Origin of the sequence: Agromyces albus (genome assembly GCF_030815405.1) — a bacterium.
Taxonomy (GTDB): Bacteria; Actinomycetota; Actinomycetes; order Actinomycetales; family Microbacteriaceae; genus Agromyces; species Agromyces albus_A.
Window position 1 is genome coordinate 64,585 of the sequence record NZ_JAUSWX010000001.1, and the last position, 25,204, is coordinate 89,788.

The following is a 25,204-nucleotide window of genomic DNA, read 5'->3' on the forward strand; positions in this document are numbered from 1 at the left end:
GTCGGTGACCCTGAGGTGCGGTTACCGTGATCCGACCAGTTGATACGTATCGACGTTCCATCGAATCGAGGATCGACCCCAGCCCCGCAGTGCAGGTGCTCGACGGTCGTCCTCACCCCTACTGAAGAGGACTCGGAACATGACCATCTTGAAGCAGCCTCGACGTGCCGTGATGGCCGCGTCGATCGTCATCGTCGGCATCGCGGGGCTCGCCGCCTGCAGCGCGCCGCCCTCCCAAGGTTCGTCTGCAGACTCCATCACCGTGTGGACCGGACTGCCGTATGACAGCTTCCAAGTACCGAACACCGAGAACTTCGAGCGCTGCGAGGAGGAGACCGGCATCTCGGTCGAGCTGCAGGACTTCCCGCCCGGCGAGCTCACCGGGAAGGTGCTCCAGGCCGCCACCTCGAACGACCTGCCCGATCTGCTCTACCTCGAGGGCACCGACCTGACACGGGTGGCGGAGACCGGTGTGCTGACCGACCTCGCCGACTACGACATCACGGCAGAGGGCTACGACGCGAAGCTCCAGCAGATGGGAACCTACGACGGCACCCTCTACGGCGTCGCGCCCGGCGTGAACACGGTCGGCATGTTCTACAACAAGGGGATGTTCGCTGAGGCGGGTGTCGAGGTGCCGACGACATTCGCCGAACTGCGCGACGTCGCCGCGAAGCTCACCACCCCCGACCGGATGGGCTTGGCCCTCTCGGCTGGCTCCGGCGCAGGTCCTTACGTCTTCCTGCCGTTCCTGCTGAGCGCCGGAGGCGATCCTTCAGACCTGACGACACCCGAAGCGGCTGAGGCGCTCCAGCTCTGGAAGGACCTCGTCAGCGACGGAAGCACCTCGTCGTCGGCGGTCACCTGGGACTGGGACGCACAGGACTACTTCCGCGAGGGTAAGGCCGCCATGGTCATGTCCGGATCCTGGTTGTTCAACGAGGCCGAAGGCCTCGGCATCGACCTCGGCGTCTTCCCGATTCCGAGCCCGGACGGCTCGGGCCCGTCGCGATCGCCGATCGGTGCGGAACTGTGGACCATCCCGGTGACGGATGATGCGCACCAGGCCGCGGCCGCCGAGGTGCTCTCCTGCATCACGAACGACGAGAACGCGCTGATCATGGCCGAGCAGTCCCGCCGTACCCCCGGCGACACCTCAGTCGGCGAAGACTACGCGGCGGAGTTCCCCGAGGAGGCGCCGCTCGTCGCGCTCATCCCCGACTCGTACCTTCGCGACCCCGAGCTGAACGGCAAGCAGACCGAGCAGCTCACCTACGCGATCCAGGATGCGATCGCGAACGGGACCGAGCCCGAGGAAGCCCTCGAGAAGGCCTCCGAGCAGTAACCCCGGACGGGGGCTGGGGGCGTCGTCCATCGCCCCCAGCCCCGGACAGATGGCGCTCGCCGAGCGCCGAGCAGACCTGAGGAGCTTGCCCCATGGCCGCGATTACGACTTCGCGACGGATGACGACCGCACGACGAGAACGGTTGGGCTACCTGCTGTTCGTGGTCCCCGCCTTCCTGTACATCGTGTTCTTCTTCGGGTACCCGCTCGTGAAGAACGTCTGGATGGGTTTCGTCGACTTCCGCACGTCGACGTTCATCAACGGGCACGCACCGTGGGTGGGCGTGGCCAACTACGCCGAGGTGCTCAGCGACCCGGTGGTGCCGCTCGCGACATGGAACACGATCGTCATCACCGTTGCGACCGTCGTCGCACAGCTCGTCATCGGTCTCGCTCTCGCGACGTTCTTCGCCAAGCGATTCGCTGGAAGCCGGTTCTACTCGAGTTCGATGCTGCTGCCGTGGCTTCTGCCATTGGTCACGACGGCGGCGGTCTGGAGGTGGCTCCTCCAGGAGCGCGGTCCGCTCATGACCCTGCTCGCACCGCTGGGCGTCACCGGCTCGCCGCTCGCCGACCCCGATGTGGCCCTCATCGCCATGATCATCGTCAACATCTGGCTCGGCATCCCCTTCTACGTCATCATCCTCGGCGCGGCGCTGCAGGGCGTCCCATTGGACCAACTCGAGGCCGCACAGCTCGATGGCGCCGGCCGGTTCGGCCGCTTCTGGCACATCGTGCTCCCGAGCATCCGCCCGCAGGTACTCGTCGCGGCGACGCTCAGCGTCATCTACACACTCAAGATCCTCGAGCTCCCGCTGATCCTGACGGGCGGCGGTCCGGCCAACGCGACGCAGACGCTCGGCACAGTCGCGTACACCCTCTCGTTCAAGCAGTTCGAATTCGGTCAGGGCGCGGCAGTCGGCAACCTCCTCATGCTCATCACGCTCGTGGTAGCGATCGTGTACGTGTACTTCGGTGCCCGCAAGGAGGAACGATGAACACGCGCGCACGGGTTCGCAGCGGCCTCAGTTCCGCCGTCGGAGCACTCATCCTCGCCGCCATGCTCTATCCGATCTTCTGGCTGGTCAGCGCATCGCTTCAGCCGGGGGCGACAGCGGCATCGGTGACACCGATCCCGCTCCCGTCCTCGCTCGATGCGTACGCGGAGGCGTTGAGCGACCAGTTCCGCAACATCGTCATCAGCCTCACCGTCGCCGTCGGCACGGCGGTACTGACGGTGGCGATCGCTGCACCCGCGGCGTTCGGGTTGTCGCGGCTCCGTTCACGATTCGTCGATGTGGTCCTGATCACGCTCTTCATCGCTCAGATCGTGCCGCCGATCGTGTTGTCCAACTCGCTCTACACCGTGTTCCACACGCTCGGCCTCTTGAACACGATCTTCGGCCTCATCCTGGCGAACGCCTCGAACACGCTGCCATTCGCGATCCTGCTGCTGCGGTCGTTCATGCGGGATCTCGACCCAGAACTCCTCGAGGCAGCACGACTCGATGGCGCCAGCGATCTGCGGACCTTCCGCTCGATCGTGCTGCCGCTGAGCCGCAACGCACTCATCACTGCGGGAATTTTCGGCTTCCTCGCCGGATGGGGCGACTTCCTCTTCGCCCTCACGCTCACGACAGGATCCGATCTGCGAACCATGACGATCGGCATTTACCAGTACATCGGATCACCGAACGTCGATTGGTCGACCGTGATGGCCGCCGGCGTGCTCGCATCCATCCCCGCCGTCATCTTGCTGCTCCTCCTGCAGCGCCATCTCCGAGCCGGCCTCGCCGCCGGGTCGGGCAAGTAATCGAGAAGGAACTCCGTGACCGACATCTCCACTGCCTCAACTGCGACCGTCGTCGACGACGGGGCGGCCGCCCGATCGACCGACTGGTGGCGCTCCGCGGTGATCTACCAGATCTACCCGCGCTCGTTCGCCGACGCCAACGGCGACGGGATCGGGGACCTGCCCGGGGTCACCGCGAAGCTCGGTGAGCTGGCCGAGCTCGGCGTCGACGCCATCTGGCTCTCGCCGTTCTACACCTCGCCCCAGAACGACGCGGGCTATGACGTCGCGGACTACGTCGACGTGGACCCGGTCTTCGGGACCTTGAGCGATTTCGACACCCTGCTCGAGACCGCGCACAGCTTCGGAATCCGGGTGATCGTAGATCTCGTCCCCAACCACTCCTCGAGCGAGCATGACTGGTTCCGGCAGGCTCTCCTGGCCGGCCCGGGCAGTGATGAGCGCCGCCGATACATCTTCCGTGACGGGCTCGGCGAGGGCGGCGACCTCCCGCCCAACAACTGGCAGTCGTGCTTCGGCGGACCGGCATGGACCCGGACGGTGGACGCCGACGGCGCCCCGGGCCAGTGGTACCTCCATCTGTTCGACTCGACCCAGCCCGACTTCGACTGGAACAATCGCTGGACCAGGGATCGTTTCGTCGAGATCCTCCGCTTCTGGCTCGACCGCGGTGTCGACGGTTTCCGGGTCGATGTCGCCCATGGTCTGGCGAAGGCCGATGGCCTGCCCGACTACGAGGCCGACCCCGATGACTTCTTCCAGCCGACCCCGTACTGGGCGCTCGACGCCGTGCACGAGGTGTATCGGGAGTGGCGGGGAGTGCTCGAGCAGTACGGGCCCGATCGGATCCTCTGCGCGGAGGCCTGGGTCTCGCCGCTGGCGCGATTGGCCGAGTGGGTCCGGCCCGATGAGATGCACCAGGCCTTCAACTTCGAGTTCCTCGCCGCCGGTTGGGACGCGACGAGGCTGCGCAAGCTCATCGCCGACTCCATCGACGCGTTCGGCGCCGTCGGTGCGCCGAGCACCTGGGTGCTCTCGAACCACGACGTCGTCAGGCACGCGACTCGCTTCGGTTACGAGAATGACGCGGTTCTCGTGCACGGCATCGGTCCGAAGACGCTCGACGTGCTCGATGCGCGAGGCGGACTCCGACGTGCTCGCGCGGCCACCGCGCTCATGCTGGCTCTGCCGGGGAGCGCGTACCTCTACCAGGGCGAGGAGCTCGGACTGCCCGAGGCGATCGACATTCCCGATGAATCCCGCCAGGATCCGGCGTTCGCCCGAACCGGCGGAGAGCGCTACGGACGCGATGGTTGCCGTGTGCCGATCCCGTGGGAGGCATCCGCGCCGGCGTTCGGGTTCAGCCCAACGGGAAGGAGCTGGCTCCCTCAGCCGTCGACGTGGGCATCGTTCGCTTGGGATCGCCAGCGTTCGGATGCGCACTCGACACTGACGTTCTATCGTGAGGCGCTCGCCGCTCGCCGTGCCCACCGGCTCGGCAGCGGCGAGTTCGAGTGGGACGATCGCGTGAGCGGCGACGTGCTCGCATTCGTCGTCGGTGACATCCTGGTGGTCGCCAACCTCGGTTCGACCCCGGTGGAGATTCCAACGGGTGAGCCGGTGCTCTCGAGCGCGGACCTCGAAGACGGCCGTCTGCCTGGCGACACGACGATATGGTTGTCGGTAGGGCCCGACGCGCTCGCCGGAGGCCGGGAGGGGCGATGACCGAGTCGAAGGGGTCGCGGCGGGTCTCGATGACGGATGTCGCACGGCGTGCCGGCGTGTCGCAGAGCACAGTCTCCTATGTGCTGAGTGGATCGAGATCCATCTCGGATCGAACCCGGAAGGCCGTGGAGCGCGCGATCCAGGAGCTCGACTTCACGCCGAATGCTGCGGCGCAGGCACTGCGCGGGGAGCGAAGTGACACGCTCGTGCTCTCCTCGCCTGCGGACGACGCGTACAACGACGACACGGTGGGCGTCTACTACCTGGAAGTGGCGGCGGCGGCGCGCAGGGCGGGATGCGATCTGCTGCTTGCGACGGACGCGGCGGACAGCGGAGCCGCACTCCACCGGATCACGGCGAGTAAACGCGCCGATGCGGCCATCCTGATGTCGGTCATCGCGACGGACCCTCGCGTTCGGGCGCTCGAGCGCAATGGCACCCCCGCGATCGCAATGGGAGACCCGACGCCGTTCAGTTCCATGCCATTCGTCGACTACGACTTCACCGCCGACGGGAGGTTGGCCGTCGACGCACTTGTGTCGTGGGGCCACCGGTCGATGGTGTACGTCGCGTTCACCGACGACGAACTCGATGAGGGTCTTCTTTACGCGGAGCGTGGCATCGAAGGTGTTCGGGCAGCCGCGGAGCGGGCAGGGGCCCATGTGCACGTCATGCGATCTTCGAGGGACGTCGGGGAGCAGGCTCGGCGTCTCGATGCGCTGCTCGATGCCGATCCGCGGCCGACGGCGCTTCTCTGCTCGTACCTGTCGGGGTTCGATCGCGCTCGGGGCCAGTTCCTCGCACGGCACCCAGAAGTCGATCCGGGTCGTTCGGTGATCGCGCTCGGCACGACCGGGCGCTCTGGAGGCCCGGGTGCCGACTCGACCAGGACGGTTCACTCGGTTCGCGACATCGCGGAGACAGCGGTGCGCATGGCGCTTCTCGCCTCGACGGGGAAGCGGTCACCATCGCTCAAGCTGGTCCCCGACTTCGAGGTGCTCGGCGCCTGAGTCGGAGCGTCAGGCGGTCGGGGAATCGGGAGCCGAGCTGTAAAGCTCCGCGGATGCCCGCGGGCGCTGACGGATGCCAACGGCGGACTTCCGTCATCGGGGCGCTCGCCCCGGCGCGGCCTTCCGGCGCAACGACGGCGGTGGGGGAGTCAGAGTTCGATATGCACGACTTGCCAGATGTTCGGAGCGGGAAGGATCACGACGGCGTGGTCGCCCTCGAGGCGAACAGGGAGGTCGATGAGCCGCGGCTGTGCGTCGGGGTCGGCGACGCGCACCCGTGGCATTCGTCCGCGAACCAGACGGAAGCGCAGGGTGCCCTCACCGGGCGACTCGGGCTCGGCGCGCGGCGCATCCCAGAGGGTGTCGGACTGGCCGCGGAGGTTGATCAGGTGCATCACGAGCCCGTGCGACGTGCTCGTGATGCGCCGCCAGACGGATCCGGCGATCGGGTCACCGGTCACCGGGGTCTCGACGTACGACACATCGAGGTCGCCGTTGTAGTCGCCGGCGTACGACCCGGTGACCTCGACGATCGCCGGGTCCTGCAGGAGCGCGTCGTGCTCGACGAGGAAGTCGTACCACCGGGCGAGCAGGTGGAGTGTCTGCGGCTCGGCCTCGTGGTTGCGAACGTAGTAGGGATCGACGAGCAGGCGCCCGGCCTCGCCGGCGAGCAGCTGCGTGGCCCCGTGCGAGAAGAGGGTCGCCATCGTGAGCGACGTTGCGCGGTCGGATGCCGCAGCATCCGCTCGGTCGTAGACGTGTTGGTACGCGGCGATCACGACGGGCTTGCCCGAACCGGCCGCGCGCGCCCGGGTCACCACCGCGGCGAGCGAGCCGAGCGTTGTCTGCGGCTCCCACACTTCGATGTAGACGGCGTCTTGCGGTGCGCCAGCGGTGCGCCAGGTGGGGAAGTCGTTCACGTTGTTGAAGATGAGCCGTGCCTCGGGCAGCGCATCGCGCACCCCCTCGATGCCTCGCACGAACGACTCGCCCACGTCGACCGAGCGCCCGTCGGGCGAGGCGGCGAACTTGGGGTATCCGTACTGGTCGAGGTGGAACCCATCGAACCCGATCTCAGTGACGGCACGCGCCAGCTCGCCGCGGAAGTGATCGAGCCACGGCCGCGCAGCAGGGTCAACGAGGAAGAGGAAGTCGCCGAGGGCATACGGCTCTCCGCTCGGCGCCAGCAGTGCGTGCTCACTCCAGGCCTCCCACTCGTTCGGGCCGACGGCGTAGACCGCGGCGTAGCCGTAGGCACGCGACCCGGCGCCCTGCACCGCGCCGACGAGGTCGCGCACGGTCGCGAGCGAGATCGGCTGGCCGAGTGCGTCGTCGTACTCCTCTCCGCCGCCGAGCAGCTCGGCGTGCCGGTACGCCCAGTCATAGAACTGGATGCCGTTCAGGTGCAACCGCCGCGCGAAGCGAGCGACGGCCGCCGTGTCTTTGCCCGGCCGGTAGCTCGCGACGAAACCGTACCGCAAGCGGGCGTTCTGGTCGCGCGCGACCTCGACCGCCGTGCGTGCGACGACGCTGTCGCCGATCTCGAGCTCGATGCCGTAGCCGCCGCGATCGAGGCCCTCGAGCAAGCGGATGCCGCGGCCGGCGCCCTCCTCGCGATGCACGAGTTCGCCGAGGCGCCACACGCTCAGCGTGCCGGTGACGCCGTCGTCGGCGCCGATCTCGATGCCGACGGGCTCGCCCATGGCGAACGAGGCACGGGTGGGCAGAAGAGTTGGTGAAGGCATGATCATCCTTTGACGGCGCCGGCCGTGAGGCCCTGCACGAAGTACCGCTGGAACACGAGGAAGACGATGATGACGGGGATGATCGCGATAGCGGATGCCGCGAATACGAGCCCCCACTCGGTGGCGTTCTGCCCTTGGAAGAGCTGGATCGCGACCGGCAGCGTGAGCTTGTCCTGATCGGTGATGATCGTGAGCGCCCACGCGAACTCGTCCCAGTTCGCGAGGAAGGTGAAGATCGTCGCGGTCGCGAGGGCGGGCTTGGCGAGAGGGATCGCGAGCCGCCAGTACCGCGACCACGCGGATGCGCCGTCGATCTGCATCGCCTGGTCGAGCTCGGCCGGGATCGCTTCGAAGAAGCCGCGCAGCAGAAAGGTGTTGAGTGCGAGGGTGCCGGCAACGTAGAACACGATCAGCCCCACGAGCGAGTCGAGGAGATGCAGCTGCTTCGCGAGCACGAACTGCGGCACGATGAGCATCATCGCGGGCACGATGAGCCCGATGAGGAGGATCCGGAAGATGAGCTCCCGGCCGCGGAACTTGAAGCGGGCGAACGCGAACGCCATCATCGAGCTGATGAGCACCGACAGCACCGTGGAGATCACCGTGACGATCGTGGAGTTCAGGAAGTAGAGCCCGAAGTTGTGGCTCGTGAGGACCTGCTCGTAGTTCGCGGTCGTCGCCGGGTTCGGGATGAACTCGGGTGGAATCGTGAGCACGTACGCCTGCGGCTTGAAACTCGTCGACAGCAGGTAGATGAATGGGGTGACCATGATGATCGCCCCGACGGCGAGCACGACGTAGCGGAAGACGGCGGCAAGCGGCATCCGGCTCATGCGTAGGCCTCCCCTGAGCGGTCGCGGAAGACGCGGAGCTGGACGATGGCGAGCACGAAGACGACGATCGCGAGGATGACCGAGAGCGCCGAGCCATAGCCGAAGTCGAGGAACTCGAAGGCCTGCTGGTACATGTACGTGAGGAGCACCTCGGTCTGCCCGCCCGGGCCGCCGCCGGTCATCACGAGCACCGAGGTGAAGACGTTGAACCCGCCGATCACGAGCATCACGACGACGAAGAGCATCGCCGGCCAGATCGCCGGGAGGGTGACCGCGCGGAGCTGCTGCCAGCGGTTCGCCCCGTCCATGATCGCGGCCTCTTCGAGCGAGCGCGGCACGCCCTGAAGAGCTGCGAGGAAGATCATCATGGACCAGCCGATGCCCTTCCAGACGCCGAGCGCACAGATTGCGATGAGCGCGGTCCAGCGGTTCGCGAGCCATGACGTGGCGCCGTCGGTGACATGGAGCAGATCGCCGAGGGCGAAGTTGATCAGGCCCGCGTCGGCGAAGAGGTACTTGAAGAGGAGGGAGACGACCACCCAGCTCGTGACGACGGGCAGGTAGTACAGCGCACGGAACACCGGCTGCGCGGGGCTGCGCTTCTTCAGCAGGATCGCCACGGCGAGTCCGAGCACGATCTGCGGCGGCACGGTGAAGAGCATGTAGATGCCGCTGTTGGCCAGGGCGAGCCAGAAGCGGTCGTCCTGGAGCGCACGCACGTAGTTGCCGAGGCCGACGAACTCGCTCGTCGCGCTCGCGATGAGCTGCCAGTCGAAGAAGCTCATGTTCACGGCTTGCGTGATCGGGTAGAGGATCGCCACGGCGAAGAGCGCAACGCCGGGCGCGAGGAAGAGATAGGGCGTGAGTTTCGCTCGGGCAGCCTTGCGGGAGTGGCGCGCCCGACGGTGCCCGCCGAAGGGCACCGCGGAGCGCCCGGCCCGGCGGGGTGCCGGCCGCGCACCCGAATCCTGTTCGGGAGCGCGGCCAGCCGGGGCCAGCGGGGTGGGGAGGATCGTCACGGTCGGGACTCGTCCTACTTCGCGCCGGGCAGCAGCGGGTCGATCGCGGCGGCGGCGTTCGCGAGGGCTTCCTTCACCGAGATCGTTCCCTCGAAGGCGGGGAGCAGCTCCTCCTGGAGGATGGCGTCGACCTTCGAGGCATCCGGGATCGCGAGTCGGTTCTTGGCGGTCTCGAGCTGTGTCGCGAACGTCGCGTAGAAGGGCTCGATCTCGTTCTGTTGCGCTGCGAACTCCGGGATGACCGTCATCTGCCCGGTCTTCACCATCTCGATCTGGAACTGCTCGCTCTGCGTGAAGCGGATGAATTCCATCGCCGCCTCCTTGTTCTCGGAGCTCTGCGTCAGCACGATGTCCTCGCCGCCCACGACGCTCACCGAGCCACCGTCGCCGGCCGGCACCGTTGAGTACACGGGATCGAAGTCGGGATACTGACCCGACCAGACACCGCGCATCCACGGCCCGTCGAGGATGGTGGCGTACTGGCCGCCGGGAAGGCCGTCAGACGTCGCAGTCGCCCCCTCGTTGCCGATGATCAGGTTCGGGACAGCGTCCTGCACGTACAGGTCGACGAGCAGTTGGATGCCCGCAACGCTCTCGTCACTGTCGAGGTACCCCGTCGAGGTCGTGAGATCGGGATCGGCGATGTCGCCGCCGGCCGACCAGATCCACGGCATGATGTTCCACGCCTGCAGCTTGTTCTCGGCGAAGGCGAACGTGCCGGTGCCCTTCACCGCGTCGCCGAGGGAGCGAAGCTCGTCGAACGTCGCCGGCGGTGCTGACAGGCCGGCGGCGTCGAGGGCGGCCTGGTTCGAGACCATGACGCGCGTATTCGTGTCGAGCGGAAGCCCGTAGTACTCGCCTTCGTAGAGGTTCGTCGCGAGCACACCCGGGTAGGTGGCGTCGGCGAGCTCGTCGAAGTCCTCCATCTCCTGACTGAGCGGCACGAGCACGCCGAGCTCCGCGAACTGCGGCACCCAGCCGAGGTCGGCGCGCACGAGGTCGGGCAGCTCTTCGCCCGCTGCGCTCGTCGTGAGCTTCTGGAGCAGGCTGTCGTAGGGGATGTCCACGTACTCGACGTGGATGTCGGGGTGCTCCGCCTCGAAGGCCGGGATGAGCAGCTCGTTCAGGGCGTCCTGCTGGGTGGAGTTGCCGCCGTTGCCGTAGCTGCCCCAGAACGTGATGGTGACGGGACCGTCCGACGGCGCGTCGGCCGCGGTGCATCCGGTGACGGTGAGTGCTGCCGCGGCCATCAGGCCGACGGCGGTGATTCGTGAACGCGTCATTGCGGTTCTCCTGGTGTGAGAGATGCGGGTTGGATCCGCCGCTCGGCCGGATCGAGGTTATTTCACCACACAAAATAAGTAGCTGTCAATCGCCTCCTGAAAAGCCGAATAGCGCATAGTATGTTCATGGGACGTAGAAAGAGGCGCAGTCGATGGCATGGAGGCCGAGCGATGAGCTCTCACACGCCGTGGCCCTCGAGGTGTTGCTGCACGGTCCGCTGTCCCGCTCCGATCTCGCGCGCCGACTGCAGCTCGCCCCCGCGACCCTCACGCGCATCAGCACTGAGCTCATCGACGTCGGCCTGTTCGTCGAGATGCCCGAACTCGCCGAGAAGCGCACGGGCCGTCCCTCCATCCCGCTCGACGTGATCCCCGGCACCCATCACTTCCTCGGTGTGAAGCTCTCGGGCAACATGCTCATGGCCGCGGTCACCGACCTGCGCGCCGACCTGCTTCGCTACGAGGAGGAGCCGCTCAGGTCGCACGAACCCGCCGAGGTGGCGCGGCAGATCGCCGAGCTAGAGCGGCGGCTGCGCGACGACGGTCCGGCCGCCGCGATCGGCATCGGGCTCGGCGGCGTCGTCGTGGACGCACGCACCGTTGCGAGTGCACCGTTCCTCGACTGGCACACAGTGCCCATCGCCGAACTCGTGGAAGCGGCGACCGGTGTGCCCACCTTCGTGGCCAACGACCTCACCGCGTTCACCGAGTCGCAGCACTGGTTCGGGGTCGGCCGCGGCCACGACAACTTCGCCGTGCTCACCGTCGGCGTCGGGATCGGGTACGGATGTGTTGCGAACGGGACGTTGCTCGCGAACGACGACTCCGGGGTCGGCCTCGTCGGCCACTGGCCGTTGGACCCGTTCGGTCCCTTGTGCGCGAAAGGACACCGCGGGTGCGCCGAAGGCCTGCTTGCCATCCCGTCGATCGAGCGCGACGTGTCCATGGCGCTCGGCCGCCAGGTGACATTCGACGAGGCACTCGACCTGGCAGAGGTCGGGGAGCCGGGCGCGCGCGAGATCCTCGACGTCTCCGGACGCGGACTCGGACGGCTGATCGCAGCGGTGGCGAACCTGACCGCTCCCGACAAAGTCGTGATCGGCGGTGAAGGAGTTCGCCTCGCCGAGGTAGCCGCGGCATCCGTCCGAGACGGGATCCGCGCCGACCGGGATCCACGCGCGGGCGAGGTGGTCGTGGAACTCGTCTCAGGCGGAAACGACTCGTGGTGCCGCGGCGCAGCCGTGATCGCGATCCAGAACTACGTGCAGAAACGACGGCGGTCGCGTCGCACGTGATAGCGGAAGAGCGACGACATGGCGAGCGACGCCCCGAGCGGCTTCCGATGGACGGCACAAGGGCGCTGACCGGCTGGGGCGTCCCTAGTCCGGGAAGCGTGGGTCCGCGTCCCGGAGTTGCCAGAGGAACGCCCGGGCACGGTCTTCCGTCTCGCCGTCACGCATGTATGCCGCGATGATCTCCTCGTCGGAAGCATTCTCAACGTCGTCGAGCGTGAGAGGCGTGATCATGACGCGAGGATAACGCAATGGGCAGAAAGCTGTCTCGCCTTCGCGTGGAGGGGGCGCAATCGTCGTGCTCGGCCGGAAACGTAACATCCTGCTAACCCGAGCCCCTCTCACGGCTGGTAGCGTCAAAGCCGCCACACGTCCCATCGCCGCCAGAGTTCGGGTCTCTGCGGTTCGGGGTACATCTGCGTGTCGGCGGCGGCGGAGCAAACACACCGGGGAGCCACGTGGCCGCCGCCTGTCCTGCCGCCGGGGGGTGGCAGGCGCTAGCGGTTGCACGCGCGCCCCACCTTCGCGCGGCAATCGCGAGCTGGGTCAACGGGCGCTCCCCTCGGCGCTGGCCCGGCGGTCGTCCCGCCTTGTTCCGCCCCCGGTCGAGGCGGGGCGACTTCACGTGGTCTGGCTATCGGGCGACGCCCTCCATGTGTTGAGATCGGATAGCGTCGGACGCTACGCGATCCTGAGACGATCCCTGCCGGAAAGCTTGCTCTCGTCAGCTGAGCCGAGTACGAACGATTGGATCGCTAGGGCTGCCGCGCCGCGGCACCATTCGGCGTTGTCGCCATCCGTGAAGATAACCGGCAGGATGGCTGCGAGCGGGTTGCGGTGGTCGCTGAGGCTTCGCCTCATCTCCGACTGCGCGAGCACGGCGAGCCGGACGCCCTCGCCGCCGATGATGATGCGCTGCGGGAGGGTGAGATTGCTGATCGCCGCGATCAGCACGCCAAGGCCGCGACCGGCCTCTCGAACGATCTGACCAGCTGCGCGTTGGCCGTTTTCCGCCGCGTCCAACACTTCGTCGAAGGTGAGCTCCTCGCCGATCGCGATCGATGCCCGCCGCGCGATCGAGTCGGAATTGAGCAAGCTGGCGGCACAACCACGGTGACCCTCTTCGCAGAGCGGCCCGCTCGGATCGAGCGGCCAATGGCCGACCAAGCCGAGGCCGTGGTCTTCGTCGACGATGAGTGCCCCGTTGGCGACGAGCCCGAAGCCGGTTCCGATTCCAAGTGTGACGACAGCGAATCGGTCGTCGTCTCGGCCTGCCCCGAACCATCGTTCGTATTCCGTGAAGGCGATGACGTCGTTGTCGACGCGGGTTGGAAATCCAGTGCGCTCAGCGACAAGTGCGGCAAGCGGAACGTCGGTCCAGCCGAGGAAGCGCGCGGACATCACGTGGGTACGCTTTCGAACCCGGCCGCCGAGGCCGATGCCGACGCCTGCGATCGTGATGCCGTCGCGGACGGTGTCGATCAAATCGACGAGGGTGCCGACAACGTCGTCGGGTCGGCGTCCCGACAACGGCAGTGTCAACTGATTGAGCACTCCACCCCTGAGGTCGGTGAGCGCGCCGACCACCTCGGTTTCACGGAGCTTGATTCCGACGAAGTGACGTGACTCCGGCGTGACGTCCAGGAGGCGGGTAGGCCGGCCGACGCGTCCGTCGTTGTGCTCGCCGATGTCGACGAGAAGCCCTTGATCGATCAGCGGAGCGGTGAGACGGCTGAGCGAGCCGGCGGACATGCCCATTCGGCGCGCGAGGTCGGCGCGCGAGATCGGCCCGTGGCGCAGCACCTCGATCGCCACGGGCAACGAAGCGTCGGGGCGATCTGTCCACGCGAGTGAAGCGACCATTTGGGCCAGCATAACGGTGAATTCATGTTTTACGGATCAAATACACGGGATCGGGGCGCGAAAATCTGGCACTTGACGTCTGAATAGTTCTGAAGTAAACATAATCCCAGCCCCGACCCGGGTGGCCGATTCGACCAATGGAGTTCATGTGTCAGCACGCAATCACAGCACAGCGCGGCGCCGGCTTCTCGCCACAGCGGCCCTTGCCGCCGCCGCCACTCTCAGCTTTGCCGGATGCGCCACCGGCGGAGAATCCGACGATCAGACCTTGAAGGTCTGGTGGTGGGAGAACGACGACAGCGCCCTCTCGACCGCCTGGAGTACCGCGATCGAGATCTTCGAAGAGGAGCACCCCGGCGTCACCGTCGAGTTCGAGCTCAAGACCTATGAACAGATGCAGCAGTCAGGCCAACTCATTCTCGACTCGAACGAGGCACCGGACGTCCTCGAATACTTGAAGGGCAACGCCACCGCGGGCGTCGTCTCGAACGCGGGCCTCCTCACCGACCTCACCGATGTCGCCGAAGAGCGCGGATGGGACCTCGACAACACCGCCCAAGACGTCGGGCTCTACGAGAACGGACTGATGGGCTCGGGCAAGCGCTACGGCGTGACCAACTACGGCGAATATGTCTCCGTCTGGTACAACGCCGACGCATTCGCAGAGCACGGCCTCGATGCGCCGACCACACTCGATGAGCTCGAGTCGGTGATGCAGACCTTCGTCGACAACGGCATCACCCCACTCGCGCTCGGTTCAGCCGACTACCCCGGCCCGCACCTGCTGTACACGCTCGCACTCGCCGAGATGAACGACGAGTCACTCTCCGCATACCAGCAGTTCACAGGTGATGTGGACTGGCAAGCGTGGGAAGACGCAGCGACCCGCATGGCCGACTGGGTCGCAAAGGGATACATTTCACCCGACTCGACCGGCATCCCGGCACAAGACGCGGGCAACGCCTTCGTCGCCGGACAGTACCCACTGTTCTACTCGGGCACTTGGTGGGCCGGCAGCTTTGTCACCGACATCACCGACTTCACCTACGACCAGTTCCTCTTCCCCGCCAACGACCTGCACCCGGGATCGGGCGGCAACCTCTGGGTCGTGCCCGAGAAGGCGAAGAACAAGGACCTGGCATACGACTTCATCGAAACCACGATGCGCGCCGAGGTGCAGAACGAGCTCGGCGACCTCGGCGGCGTCCCGGTCGCCGCGGACACAGACGGGGTGACCACCGACATCGGCCAGCTCACCATCACCCGATTCAACGAACTCTTGGAGAGCACCGAGGGCGGCCTCGCCTGGTACCCGGATTGGCCCGTCGCCGGACTGAACGACATCCTCGTGCAGAACGTCACGGACCTCGTCCAGGCCAACACCACCCCCACCCAGGCCGTCGAGAACATCAAGACCGCCTACGACCAGGGCAAGGCCGACGCCGGGTTCTGATCCACAACCCGCGGGGTGGCGGCCCGCGGCATCGCGCCGCCACCCCGCGACCACGAGAGAACGCAATGACCCAACTCAGTATTGAACCCGCCGCCGCACGACGCGTCCGCAGGGAACGCCCCGCCGGGTATTACTGGTACATCGTCCCCGGGGCCGCAGGCTTCATCGCCATCGTCCTGCTGCCCTTCGCGATGAACATCTGGTACAGCCTCACCCGCTGGAGCGGCGTCGGCACACCGCAGTTCATCGGACTGGACAACTACACCCGGCTCTTCGTCGACCAGACCTTCTGGGCGTCGTTCCTACACAGCGCCGCATTCATCGTCGCGATGGCGATCATCCCCACCGCATTCGGCGTATTCATCGCCGCGGTCCTCTTCGACTACATCTCACCCCGGTTCGGCACTCGGATCGCGAGCTTCCTCCGCGCCACGTTCTACCTTCCCCAGATCCTCCCGATCGCAGTGGCAGGCGTGCTCTGGAGCTGGATGTACCAGCCTCAGTACGGCATCATCAACACGATCCTCCGGGGCGTCGGGTTGGGTGACCTTGCGCAGAACTGGCTCGGCGACTCCGACTTCGCCATCTACGCCGTCATGAACGTCCTGATCTGGCTGCAGATCGGCTACACCGTCGTCATCTTCATGGCCGGACTTTCCCGCGTCGACCCAGCACTCCATGAAGCCGCGGAGCTCGACGGCGCCGGATGGTTCCAGCGCTTCCGTGCGATCACCCTGAACCAACTGCGACCCGAGATCGCCGTGGTCGTGATCACCACCTCCGTCGCCGCATTGAAAGTGTTCGCCCCGATCTTCGTGCTCACCGGGGGCGGCCCCGGCACCGCAACGATCGTCCCGGCGTATTTCTCGTTCACCAACTTCTTCACCACCAACCGGGTCGGCTACGGAGCGGCGATCGCGACAGTCCTGGCAGTCCTGGTGACCGTCATCGCCGTCGTCCTCCTGCGCTATCAGACCCGCAACACCGAAGGATTCGAGAAATGACCGCGGACACCCTGGTACGCGAAGCAGCGAGCTCCGCAGAGCCCATCCGCCCAGCCCCGAGCGGCCGTCGTCGCAGCGCACGGGCACACCGCGGCATCAGCGGCTGGGCGGTCCTCGCAGTGCTCCTGGTCGCATCACTCCTGATGCTCTTCCCGTTCTGGGTGGCGATCGTCAACGCATTCAAACCGCCTGCGGACTACATCGCCGACGGCCCGATCTCAATCCCCACCCAGCTCGATTTCTCCGCACTCGTCAACTTCTGGAACGGCGTCGATTTCAACCAGAAGCTGTTGAACAGCGTGATCGTGAGTGGCAGCGTGGCGATCCTCGCCGCCGCACTGAGCCTGTTCAGTGCGTTCGCGATCGGCATCGGACGCATTCGCGGCCGCGTGTGGATCCTCGCCGTGTTCATGGTGGCGTTCACGATCCCGCAAGAAGCGCTGGTCTATCCGCTGTTCGTGCTCACGCGTGACCTCTACCTCTACGACACCCTTGCCGGCGTGATCGTCATCCTCGCGGTGCTGCAGTCCGCGTTCGGCACCTACATGCTCTCCTCGGTGCTCGGCGCTTTCCCGGCAGAGGTCCTCGAAGCAGCAAGAATCGACGGTGCAACCCGCTTCCAAACGCTCCGACTGATCGTGTTCCCCCTCACCCGGCCGACGCTCGCCGTGCTCGTCACGTTCTTCTTCATCTGGACGTGGAACGACTTCTTCCTGCCGCTCGTGCTACTGCCCTCCGCCGACAACCAGACCGTCTCCGTCGCGCTCGGTGCGCTCAGCGGCCAGTACACGAGCGACCCGACGGCCCTCGCCGCCGCCTCGCTGGCCGGCATCCTGCCCGCCATCGTCTTCTTCCTCATCTTCCAACGCACGCTCATGCGCGGCGTGAACCTCGGAGCCATCAAATGACCATCCTGCAGCCCGCGACCCGCCACCAGAGCCTTCGAGCGGCCGACGAATGGTGGAAGGCAGCCGTCGTCTACCAGGTCTACCCCCGCAGCTTCGCCGACTCGAACGGTGATGGCATCGGAGACATCCGCGGCATCATCGAACACCTCGATCACCTGGAGGACCTCGGAATCGATGTCGTCTGGCTGTCACCCGTTTACGCATCACCCCACGATGACAACGGATACGACATCAGCGACTACTACGCCGTCGACCCCGACTTCGGCACCCTCGAGGATCTCGACGAGCTCATCGCCGCACTGCACGCGCGCGGCATGAAACTCGTCATGGATCTCGTCGTGAATCACACCTCCGACGAGCACGACTGGTTCCGGCAATCGGCGTCCAGTCGCGAGAACCCCAAACGGGACTGGTATATCTGGCGAGATCCTCGCGACGGCGCCGAACCCAACAACTGGGCTTCGTTCTTCTCCGGCCCGACCTGGACTCTCGACGAGGTCACCGGGCAGTACTACCTTCACCTGTTCGGAAAAAAGCAACCCGACCTCAACTGGGACAACGCCGAAGTCCGTGCCGCCATCTACCAGATGATGAATTGGTGGCTCGATCGCGGCATCGACGGGTTCCGGATGGACGTCATCAGCTTCATCTCGAAGCACCCCGAGCTGCCCGATGCCCAGATCAACGACGGTGCCCGTTACGGCAACGGCATCGACTTCTACGGCTCGGGCCCCCGCATCCACGACTACCTCCAAGAAATGAACCGCGAGGTGTTCGCCGGGCGCGAGGCCGATCTGATGACCGTTGGCGAGATGATCGACGCCACACCAGAGAAGGCACGCCTGTATACCGACCCCGCACGTCATGAGCTCAACATGGTCTTCCATTTCGAGCACGTCGGTCTCGACCACGGGCCCGGCGGGAAATTCACCCCGAAGCCACTCCGACTCGTGGAGCTGAAGCAGTCCTTCGCACGGTGGCAGCGTGAACTCGCCGAGGTCGGCTGGAACAGTCTCTACTGGAACAACCACGACCAGCCCCGTGTCGTTTCGCGGTTCGGCAACGACACCGAGCACTGGTATGAGTCGGCGACGGCCTTGGCGACGGTGCTGCACCTGATGCGCGGCACGCCGTATATCTACCAAGGCGAAGAGATCGGCATGACGAACATGCCTTTCACCTCCATCGACCAGTTCCGGGATCTCGAGACCTTGAACTACTACCGAGAGGCGACAGTCGCCAGCGACGGGGCACAAGCAGCCGACATTCTTGCCGGCATCGTCCGCGGCGGACGCGACAATGCACGAACCCCGATGCAGTGGAGCGCTGAGCCGAACGGTGGGTTCACCAGCGGTGCGCCGTGGATCCCCGTCAATCCCAACCACGCCGAGATCAACGCCGCGGCCCAGCGAGCCGAGACTCGATCGGTCTACGCCTGGTACCGCCTTCTCATCGAATTGCGGCACACCGAGCCGGTCCTGATCGATGGAACCTTCGAGCTGCAGCTGCCGGATGACCCGCGGCTGTTTGCATACACCCGAACGAACGAGAGCACCGCACTCATGGTGATCGCGAACTGCTCGAACGAGCACGCACCGGTGGATGGCGCGTTGGTCGGTGCCTGGGCTAGCGCCGAGACGATTCTGGCGAACAACGTCGGTGACCACCGACTCCCGCTGCTGATGCTGCCCTGGGAGGTGGTCGTCCTCAAGCGGACTCACGGCTAAGCGGCAGCCAGCCAAGGCCGACGCTGCTGGCATCGACACAACGGAGTGTACGACCCCCATGGGTCGTCTCGAGGGGACCACCCTCACGAACGAGAGGAGCCACGATGCCCAGAACAGGGCTGCGACAACTGGCCAGAACCATCACCATCGCAACGGCGGCCACGCTGGTCGCCACCGCGGGAGCAGTCCTTCCCGCCAATGCAGAGGACGACATCGCGCCAAACGCGCCCGGGAGCACGATCGCGACCGCCAGCAGTCATGAACTGACCACTTGGTGGCATGAGAACGCCGTTGCGAATACCTCTACCCCTGTCGCCGACGATGAGGTTCGGCGCTCGGCCTTCTACGACGTCAAGGTCGCAACCACGGCCGACCCCGATGCACGCTACGACTCGTTCAGCTACATGAGCATCCCGCGAGGCGGAAAGGGCAAAGTCGGCTACACCGAAGAAGACGGCGCGGAATTCTCCTCATCCGCAGGTCTCACCATGAGCTGGTCGAGCTTCGAATACTCCGCGGACGTCTGGGTCGACGTCACACTCAAGACCGGGCAGGAGATGACCTCGGTCGATCAGGTCACGATCCGCCCGACCGACCTCGAATTCGAGAAAGTGCTCGTCGATGCATCGACGGTGCGCGTGAAAGTGCCCTACAGCCCCGACGGCTACCGATTCTCCGTGGAGTTCGATCCGCAGCTGATCACCGTATACAACACCATGGCTGGTGCAAGCGGAGAGCTGACCACGGAGGCCGACGGCAACCGTGCGATCCACACGGAACCCCAGAACTCCATGATGATCTTCGCCGAGCCGAAGCCGACGGGAGCGGATGCCGAGCGTCTCATCCCAACTCCGGAGTCGGGGTCGATCTACGCCCCTGAACCCGGGCTGGTGAACGACCTCGGCGCCGTGACCGAGGACATTATCTCCTTCGGTCCGGGGACCTACTACATGGAGTCTGACCATCACGCCGTGCTCCCCGCGAACGTGAAGTGGGTCTATCTGGCGCCCGGCGCGTACGTCAAGGGTGCATTCCGGTTCTTCCACGACACGCAGACCAACTACAAGGTCACCGGGTTTGGTGTGCTCTCGGGTGAGCAGTACGTCTACGAGGCGGACACCACCAATGGATACCAGCACAACGTCAACGACAACTGCCATGTGACCTGCGTGAAGATGCTGCAGTTCGAGTCCTCTGATGCGGAGCAGACCCTCGACATGCAGGGCGTCACGATCAACGAGCCGCCTTACCACTCCTTCGTCGTCTACGCCCATGAAGGCGCGGCGGAGGTGGGCGTCGAGCGTTTTCACATGAACGTGGAGAACTACAAGCAGGTCGGCAGCTGGTATTGGCAGACCGACGGCATCGAGCTGTACTCCGGCAGCCAAATGAAGAACACGTTCTTCCACGCCAACGACGACGTGCTGAAGATGTACCACAGTGACGTCACCATCGAGAACACCGTCATCTGGAAGAACGAGAACGGGCCCGTCATCCAGTGGGGATGGACCCCGCGCAACATCGACGGCGTGAACGTCACCAACACGGACATCATCCACAACCGCATGTACTGGAAGGACGTCAAGTACAACACCTGCATCTTCAACTCCTCATCGCACTGGGAAGACATGGGCGCGATCGACCGCGCCGACCCGAACACGACGGTGAAGAACATGCACTTCGTCGATACCAGGGTCGAAGGGATGACGAACTGCGCCATCCGGGTCTTCGCCCTTTCAGACACCGAGAACATCGACATCGACGGCCTCGAAATCGACGCATGGAACGAGCTCGACATCGACGCTCAGGCGAGTCTCCTCAAGCGCTACACCGATCCGGCAGGCACCAAGGTCACCATCGGGAATGAGATCGCCGACGGAAACGGCCTCTCCCTGCACAACTACAGAATCGGCGGTACGCCAATTCTCAAAGCCGGCGACAACTGGGCGTCCGACGAACTGGGCCGGCTGAGCTTCGATGGCGACGCCTGGGACAGTTGGAACGCCTGGAGCGATGACCAGCCCACCGGGCAGGCGCCCACCCTGCAACTGGAGAACCTGACCGACGGCTCGACCTCCACCGCGCGCGAGATCCACGTGACCGGGACCACCGATGCGCCGACCGTGACCGTGTCCGTGAACGGCGTCAAAACGACCGTCACCGTCGTCGATGGCCGTTTCGACACGCCGGTCACGCTCCCGGCGATCTCCAACCGAATCGTCGTCACCGCGACCGCGTCGAGCGGAGTGATGGCCGTCGAACGCAGAACCCTCTACGCCTTCGGCACGGAGATCGGCGCCGTTTCGGATCCAGAAGGGGACGACAACGGGCCGGGAAGCTACGTCTACCCGAGCGATGGCGCGTTCAACTCAGGCAGCCTCGACCTCACCGGCCTCGAGGTCTACCGCGACGACGACACGATCCGCTTCCTCACGTCCACCGCCGGCGTCATCAACAACCCCTGGGGCGGAAACGGCATGAGCACCCAGCGAGTCAACATCTACCTCAGCGACCGAAGCGCACGCACCACCAGCCCCCTCCTGCCCGGCACGAACACCGCCGCCGAAGGCCCCTGGTCGTACGCGATCGTCGCCGACGGCCGATACGACAACTCGAGATTCGCCAGCGGCGTCTACACCGCCGACCTCACTCGCGCCGCAGACGCGCAACTGCAGGTGATCCCCTCCGGGAAGATCATCAGCTCGGTTCCCGCCAGCGCCCTCTCAGGGATCGATCTGCGGCAGGCCGGCTACCAGGTTTCGATGTACAGCGATGCCGAAGACGGCGAAGGCGTCGGCAACGTCCGACCCGTCTACAGCGCCGCCTGCTGGCAAGGCGATGGATGCCCGAGTTTCGTCGGCCAATACCGCCCCGGTGGCGGCGCCGGCGACTGGACCGACCTCGGCGAGACCAAGGACACCGACACCGCCGATTCGAACGCCATCGACATCATCTCGGGCGACGCCCCGCAGTCGGCGGTCATGGACTGGACCCAAGGCCCTGTCGTGGTGCCCTACGTCACCCTGGACGCCGCCGAGACCGTGATCGACGTGTCCTTCAGCGTGACCAGCAACAAGGTCCGCGGATCAGAAGTGCTCACGATCACGGCGGAGAACGACGGCGAGACCCCGGTCGCCCTCGAGGCAGAAACCCCATACGGAGTCACTTATCTCGGGGACATCGACGCCGGTACGAGCACGAACTACACGATCAATACGCGCTTGCGTCGACTCCCAGCGTTCACCGTCACGGTGATAGCCACCGCGCCGGACGGAACTGAACGCACATACGAGGTGCCGTACGCCGGCTCAGGCCACCCGCCGGCTCGCCGGTAGGGCGGTCGGCGGCCGCGTGAGGAGTGCGCGGCCGCCGACCCAACCCGGGGTTGAATTTTGCCGCTGTCGGACGCGTGGGCATTCATCGTGGTCGGCGTCCCGCTCGTCGTCGGCGATCACGCTCGTCACTCCAGCGCTGAAGCGATCTTGATGACAGCTCGGCATGAGGACCGCGGCGATGCTCGGGATCGGGCTGATCGCGAAGCTGGTCGAGATTCCTCAATCACCTGCGGCGAGCCGGAGCTTCGCGGCCAACCGCGGCCAGCAGGGCTCCTAGCGAGAGGCGACCCGGCAGTCGTTACTTGATGTTCAGGAAGAAGTCCCGGACGTCCTCTGCGAGGAGCTCCGGCACCTCCATCGCGGCGAAGTGGCCGCCGCGTTCGAACTCCGACCAGTGCCTGATGTCGTATAGCCGCTCGGCCAGCGGTCGCACCGACTGCGTGATGTCGTGCGCGAATACCGCCACGCCGACCGGTACCGGGCATGGCTCGGTTCGCCGCGGAGCCTCGCGGGCCAGACGCGCCGAGGACGACGCGGTGGCGGTCAGCCAGTACAGCGAGATGTCGGTGAGCATTCGTTCGTCACTGATCTGCGAACGAGGGTCCGTCCACTGCGCGAAGCGCTCGGCGATCCAGACCAGCTGACCGACCGGTGAACCAATCCCAGCCGATTGGTCGACCGGCTCGTTGAAGCCGGGCTCGTCACCCGCGTCAGCGCGCTCGACGACCGTCGTCGCGTTGAACTCACCCTGACCCCGGCAGGCCGCGACCGGGAGCTGGCGGTGCGATCGGTGGAGGAGCGCCTCTACGCTGCCATCGATGCGGCGAGCGGGGGAATCGACGCAGGCGCCGCGATCGAACTTCTGCGGCGTCTGAGCGCCGGGGAGCCGTCGGGTGTCGCGGTCTACAATCGGATCCGGGCGAACGACGAACTCGCCGCGACGGGCAGCCGATCGGCGGTGACCTCGTGATCATCGAGCGCGCGACACGCTTGGTGCGCGCGGACGCCGCAGAAGTCCGGGGCCTCCTGCGGAGGCCGCTCCAACTGTCCGACTGAAATCCGGCGTTCACGAGCATCTCGGCCCGGCGACGGCCCTCGAGAACCATTCGTACGAACTCGTGGCCCGCGGCCTCAGGGACACCTTCCGCTACACGGCGATCCTCGAGCACCGGGTCGACATGGAGTGGGAAGTACCCGGCCCTCATGAGACCGGCAGATGGGTGCTGGAACGGGTGCCCGGCGGTACCCGGGTCGTGTACGAGTTCGAGCAGGCGGGAGAGGACTGCCTGTGGATCGAGGGGGCCGCGGATTGGTGCACGCCGATGACATTCGATCCGCGCACGTTTATTCAACGTTTATCGCTCCCAGACCGGCCGAGATCAGTCGAGCCGTCGGGTTAGCATTGAACTCGACAGCAACAAGCTCGACAAGGAATTCCTGGTCAGATCCAGATCAGCCGAGATTGAACAGCACGGGGCGTTCCCGTGAAACGAGCTGAACCACTCCGTGGTGTCGCGGGTTCGAGTCCCGCCCTCGCTACCATCAAACGGTATTGCTTCGGGTGATCCCTGACATCTGATGTTCGACCTGGCACGAGCTGGATCGCCTACCCACGCAACGTCGACGCGCTCTCCTGACGACTCGCCGGCGTCGCCCGTCTACAGCGACTCCCGTCGGATGAGCGCTGTGGGCAGCACCCGGTTGCGCTCCGTGGGATGGCCGTTGATGACCGCGAGCAGCGTCTCGGCGGCGACGCGCCCCATGTCCTCGAGAGGCTGGCGGATGGTGGTGATCGGAGGGTCGGATGTCTGGGCGATGAGGACGTCGTCGAAGCCGACGACCGACACGTCGCCGGGCACCTGGCGCCCTGCAGCCTGGAGTACCCGGATCGCACCGCTGGCCATGAGGTCGGACGAGGCGAAGACGCCGTCGAGGGCGGGGGCCCGATGGATGAGTCTCGCCATCGCCCCGGCGCCGCTCTCCATCGTGAAGTCTCCGTGAACCATGGCGGTGGTCGGGATGTCGTGGCGAGCCAGTTCGTCCTGCCACCCGCGCGTGCGGTCGATCGCGGGCTCCATGTCGGCCGGACCCGCGATGATGCCGAGCCGGCGACGGCCGGCTTCCACCAGCGCTCGAGCGGCGAGGACGCCACCACCGTAGTTGTCGGAATCGACGACGATCGCATCGGATCCGAGGTCCCCGCGTGGCCGGCCGACCCACGCGACGGGAACCGGCGAATTCGCCAGGGCTTCGACCATATGGGTGATCTCGTGCTGGAGGATCACGATCGCCCCATCGACGGCACCCGTTCGCAGGAAGCGTGGGATCCGCTCTCGATCTTCGTGGTCGGCCGGCAACAGCACCGGCTGCACTTCTCCGACCGAGAGTCCCTTCGCGGCGCCCTTGAGGACCGAGGTGAAGAAGGTGCCGCGGAGGCTGTCGAGTTCGTTGAACGCGATGACGAGACCGATCGCACCCGCCCGGCCGCCGCGTAGAACCCGGGCTGCGAAGTTCGTCTCATAGCCCAGTCGTTCCGCCTCCCGCTCGACCGCGGCGGTCATGGCGGGGTCGACATTCGTGGCACCGGCGAGGACTCGCGCCGCGGTGGCCCGCGACACGCCCGCGGCGCGTGCCACGTCGACGATGGTGGGCCGGATCATGCGTCCAATCCTACTGAGCTTGAAAGATCGTTCTCTCAGGCGGCTCGTGAGGGATCGATCTCTCCGATGGTCGGCGCCGGGGTTCAGCTGACCCGTAGGGCCCTCCGGCCCTGATACAGCCTCTGTGTTCTCGCATGCGTGCAGATCATGCTTGCCGAAACGGATGCCAGTGGTTAGTGTGTGCTTCGC

Annotated in this window: 20 protein-coding genes; 12 read left to right on the forward strand and 8 right to left on the reverse strand. The window is 65.8% G+C overall.

The window, feature by feature from the left end; genetic code table 11:
• Positions 1 to 139 precede the first annotated feature (139 nt).
• From QFZ29_RS00285 to QFZ29_RS00305, 5 genes are all read left to right on the forward strand, one after another.
• Positions 140 to 1,345, forward strand: a complete 1,206-nt coding sequence (locus QFZ29_RS00285) for a sugar ABC transporter substrate-binding protein (protein ID WP_306892242.1) — start codon at positions 140 to 142, stop codon at positions 1,343 to 1,345.
• A gap of 119 nt (positions 1,346 to 1,464) precedes the next feature.
• Positions 1,465 to 2,343 carry a carbohydrate ABC transporter permease gene (locus QFZ29_RS00290; RefSeq protein WP_306892243.1) on the forward strand — a complete coding sequence of 293 codons (879 nt, stop codon included), beginning with the start codon at positions 1,465 to 1,467 and terminating at the stop codon, positions 2,341 to 2,343.
• On the forward strand, positions 2,340 to 3,158 hold the full coding sequence (locus QFZ29_RS00295) for a carbohydrate ABC transporter permease (protein ID WP_306892244.1): 819 nt from the start codon (positions 2,340 to 2,342) through the stop codon (positions 3,156 to 3,158). Before QFZ29_RS00290 ends, QFZ29_RS00295 begins: the two co-directional genes overlap by 4 nt.
• A 15-nt stretch (positions 3,159 to 3,173) precedes the next feature.
• Entirely contained in the window at positions 3,174 to 4,883 is a 1,710-nt protein-coding gene (locus tag QFZ29_RS00300; protein WP_373426155.1) for a glycoside hydrolase family 13 protein, read from the forward strand.
• Positions 4,880 to 5,893, forward strand: coding sequence for a LacI family DNA-binding transcriptional regulator (locus tag QFZ29_RS00305; protein ID WP_306892245.1), 1,014 nt, complete (start codon positions 4,880 to 4,882; stop codon positions 5,891 to 5,893). Before QFZ29_RS00300 ends, QFZ29_RS00305 begins: the two co-directional genes overlap by 4 nt.
• A 149-nt stretch (positions 5,894 to 6,042) precedes the next feature.
• Here the strand turns inward: QFZ29_RS00305 and QFZ29_RS00310 are convergent, their stop codons facing one another.
• The 4 genes from QFZ29_RS00310 to QFZ29_RS00325 are packed head-to-tail and all read right to left on the reverse strand — an operon-like array spanning position 6,043 to position 10,773.
• The gene (locus tag QFZ29_RS00310; protein ID WP_306892246.1) at positions 6,043 to 7,638 is read right to left on the reverse strand and encodes a glycoside hydrolase family 66 protein; all 1,596 of its coding nucleotides are present in this window, start codon (positions 7,636 to 7,638) and stop codon (positions 6,043 to 6,045) included.
• 2 nt (positions 7,639 to 7,640) lie between these two features.
• Positions 7,641 to 8,471: a carbohydrate ABC transporter permease gene (locus QFZ29_RS00315; RefSeq protein ID WP_306892247.1), complete on the reverse strand. Its 831-nt coding sequence runs from the start codon at positions 8,469 to 8,471 to the stop codon at positions 7,641 to 7,643.
• Positions 8,468 to 9,490 (reverse strand): carbohydrate ABC transporter permease, encoded by a 1,023-nt coding sequence (locus tag QFZ29_RS00320; protein ID WP_306892248.1) that lies wholly within the window; start codon positions 9,488 to 9,490, stop codon positions 8,468 to 8,470. Before QFZ29_RS00320 ends, QFZ29_RS00315 begins: the two co-directional genes overlap by 4 nt.
• 14 nt (positions 9,491 to 9,504) lie before the next feature.
• Positions 9,505 to 10,773, reverse strand: a complete 1,269-nt coding sequence (locus tag QFZ29_RS00325; RefSeq protein ID WP_306892249.1) for an extracellular solute-binding protein — start codon at positions 10,771 to 10,773, stop codon at positions 9,505 to 9,507.
• A 152-nt stretch (positions 10,774 to 10,925) separates the two neighbouring features.
• On the opposite strand from QFZ29_RS00325, the gene QFZ29_RS00330 reads away from it, so the two are divergent.
• Positions 10,926 to 12,068: an ROK family transcriptional regulator gene (locus QFZ29_RS00330; RefSeq protein WP_306892250.1), complete on the forward strand. Its 1,143-nt coding sequence runs from the start codon at positions 10,926 to 10,928 to the stop codon at positions 12,066 to 12,068.
• An 84-nt stretch (positions 12,069 to 12,152) separates the two neighbouring features.
• Here QFZ29_RS00330 and QFZ29_RS00335 read toward each other — a convergent pair whose 3' ends face one another.
• Positions 12,153 to 12,299, reverse strand: coding sequence for a hypothetical protein (locus QFZ29_RS00335; protein WP_306892251.1), 147 nt, complete (start codon positions 12,297 to 12,299; stop codon positions 12,153 to 12,155).
• A 447-nt stretch (positions 12,300 to 12,746) separates the two neighbouring features.
• Entirely contained in the window at positions 12,747 to 13,940 is a 1,194-nt protein-coding gene (locus tag QFZ29_RS00340) for an ROK family transcriptional regulator (RefSeq protein ID WP_306892252.1), read from the reverse strand.
• Positions 13,941 to 14,196: 256 nt separating this feature from the next.
• On the opposite strand from QFZ29_RS00340, the gene QFZ29_RS00345 reads away from it, so the two are divergent.
• The 5 genes from QFZ29_RS00345 to QFZ29_RS00365 all read left to right on the forward strand — a co-directional run bounded on the left by QFZ29_RS00345 (position 14,197) and on the right by QFZ29_RS00365 (position 22,355).
• A complete protein-coding gene (locus QFZ29_RS00345; protein ID WP_306892253.1) occupies positions 14,197 to 15,381 on the forward strand; it encodes an ABC transporter substrate-binding protein in 1,185 nt (394 codons plus the stop codon).
• A 65-nt stretch (positions 15,382 to 15,446) separates the two neighbouring features.
• Positions 15,447 to 16,385 carry a carbohydrate ABC transporter permease gene (locus QFZ29_RS00350; protein ID WP_306892254.1) on the forward strand — a complete coding sequence of 313 codons (939 nt, stop codon included), beginning with the start codon at positions 15,447 to 15,449 and terminating at the stop codon, positions 16,383 to 16,385.
• Positions 16,382 to 17,293: a carbohydrate ABC transporter permease gene (locus tag QFZ29_RS00355; protein ID WP_306892255.1), complete on the forward strand. Its 912-nt coding sequence runs from the start codon at positions 16,382 to 16,384 to the stop codon at positions 17,291 to 17,293. The genes QFZ29_RS00350 and QFZ29_RS00355 overlap by 4 nt, the downstream gene beginning before the upstream one ends.
• Complete coding sequence (locus QFZ29_RS00360) at positions 17,290 to 19,020, forward strand: glycoside hydrolase family 13 protein (RefSeq protein WP_306892256.1); 1,731 nt, start codon at positions 17,290 to 17,292, stop codon at positions 19,018 to 19,020. Before QFZ29_RS00355 ends, QFZ29_RS00360 begins: the two co-directional genes overlap by 4 nt.
• A gap of 104 nt (positions 19,021 to 19,124) precedes the next feature.
• A complete protein-coding gene (locus tag QFZ29_RS00365) occupies positions 19,125 to 22,355 on the forward strand; it encodes a family 49 glycosyl hydrolase (RefSeq protein WP_306892257.1) in 3,231 nt (1,076 codons plus the stop codon).
• Between the two features lie 298 nt (positions 22,356 to 22,653).
• On the opposite strand, the gene QFZ29_RS00370 is transcribed toward QFZ29_RS00365, so the two are convergent.
• Positions 22,654 to 22,929, reverse strand: coding sequence for an alpha/beta fold hydrolase (locus QFZ29_RS00370; RefSeq protein ID WP_306892258.1), 276 nt, complete (start codon positions 22,927 to 22,929; stop codon positions 22,654 to 22,656).
• Between the two features lie 96 nt (positions 22,930 to 23,025).
• Between QFZ29_RS00370 and QFZ29_RS00375 the strand changes: the two genes are divergently transcribed.
• A complete protein-coding gene (locus QFZ29_RS00375; RefSeq protein WP_306892259.1) occupies positions 23,026 to 23,325 on the forward strand; it encodes a hypothetical protein in 300 nt (99 codons plus the stop codon).
• 688 nt (positions 23,326 to 24,013) lie between these two features.
• Here the strand turns inward: QFZ29_RS00375 and QFZ29_RS00380 are convergent.
• Positions 24,014 to 25,015 carry a LacI family DNA-binding transcriptional regulator gene (locus QFZ29_RS00380; protein WP_306892260.1) on the reverse strand — a complete coding sequence of 334 codons (1,002 nt, stop codon included), beginning with the start codon at positions 25,013 to 25,015 and terminating at the stop codon, positions 24,014 to 24,016.
• Positions 25,016 to 25,204 lie beyond the last annotated feature (189 nt).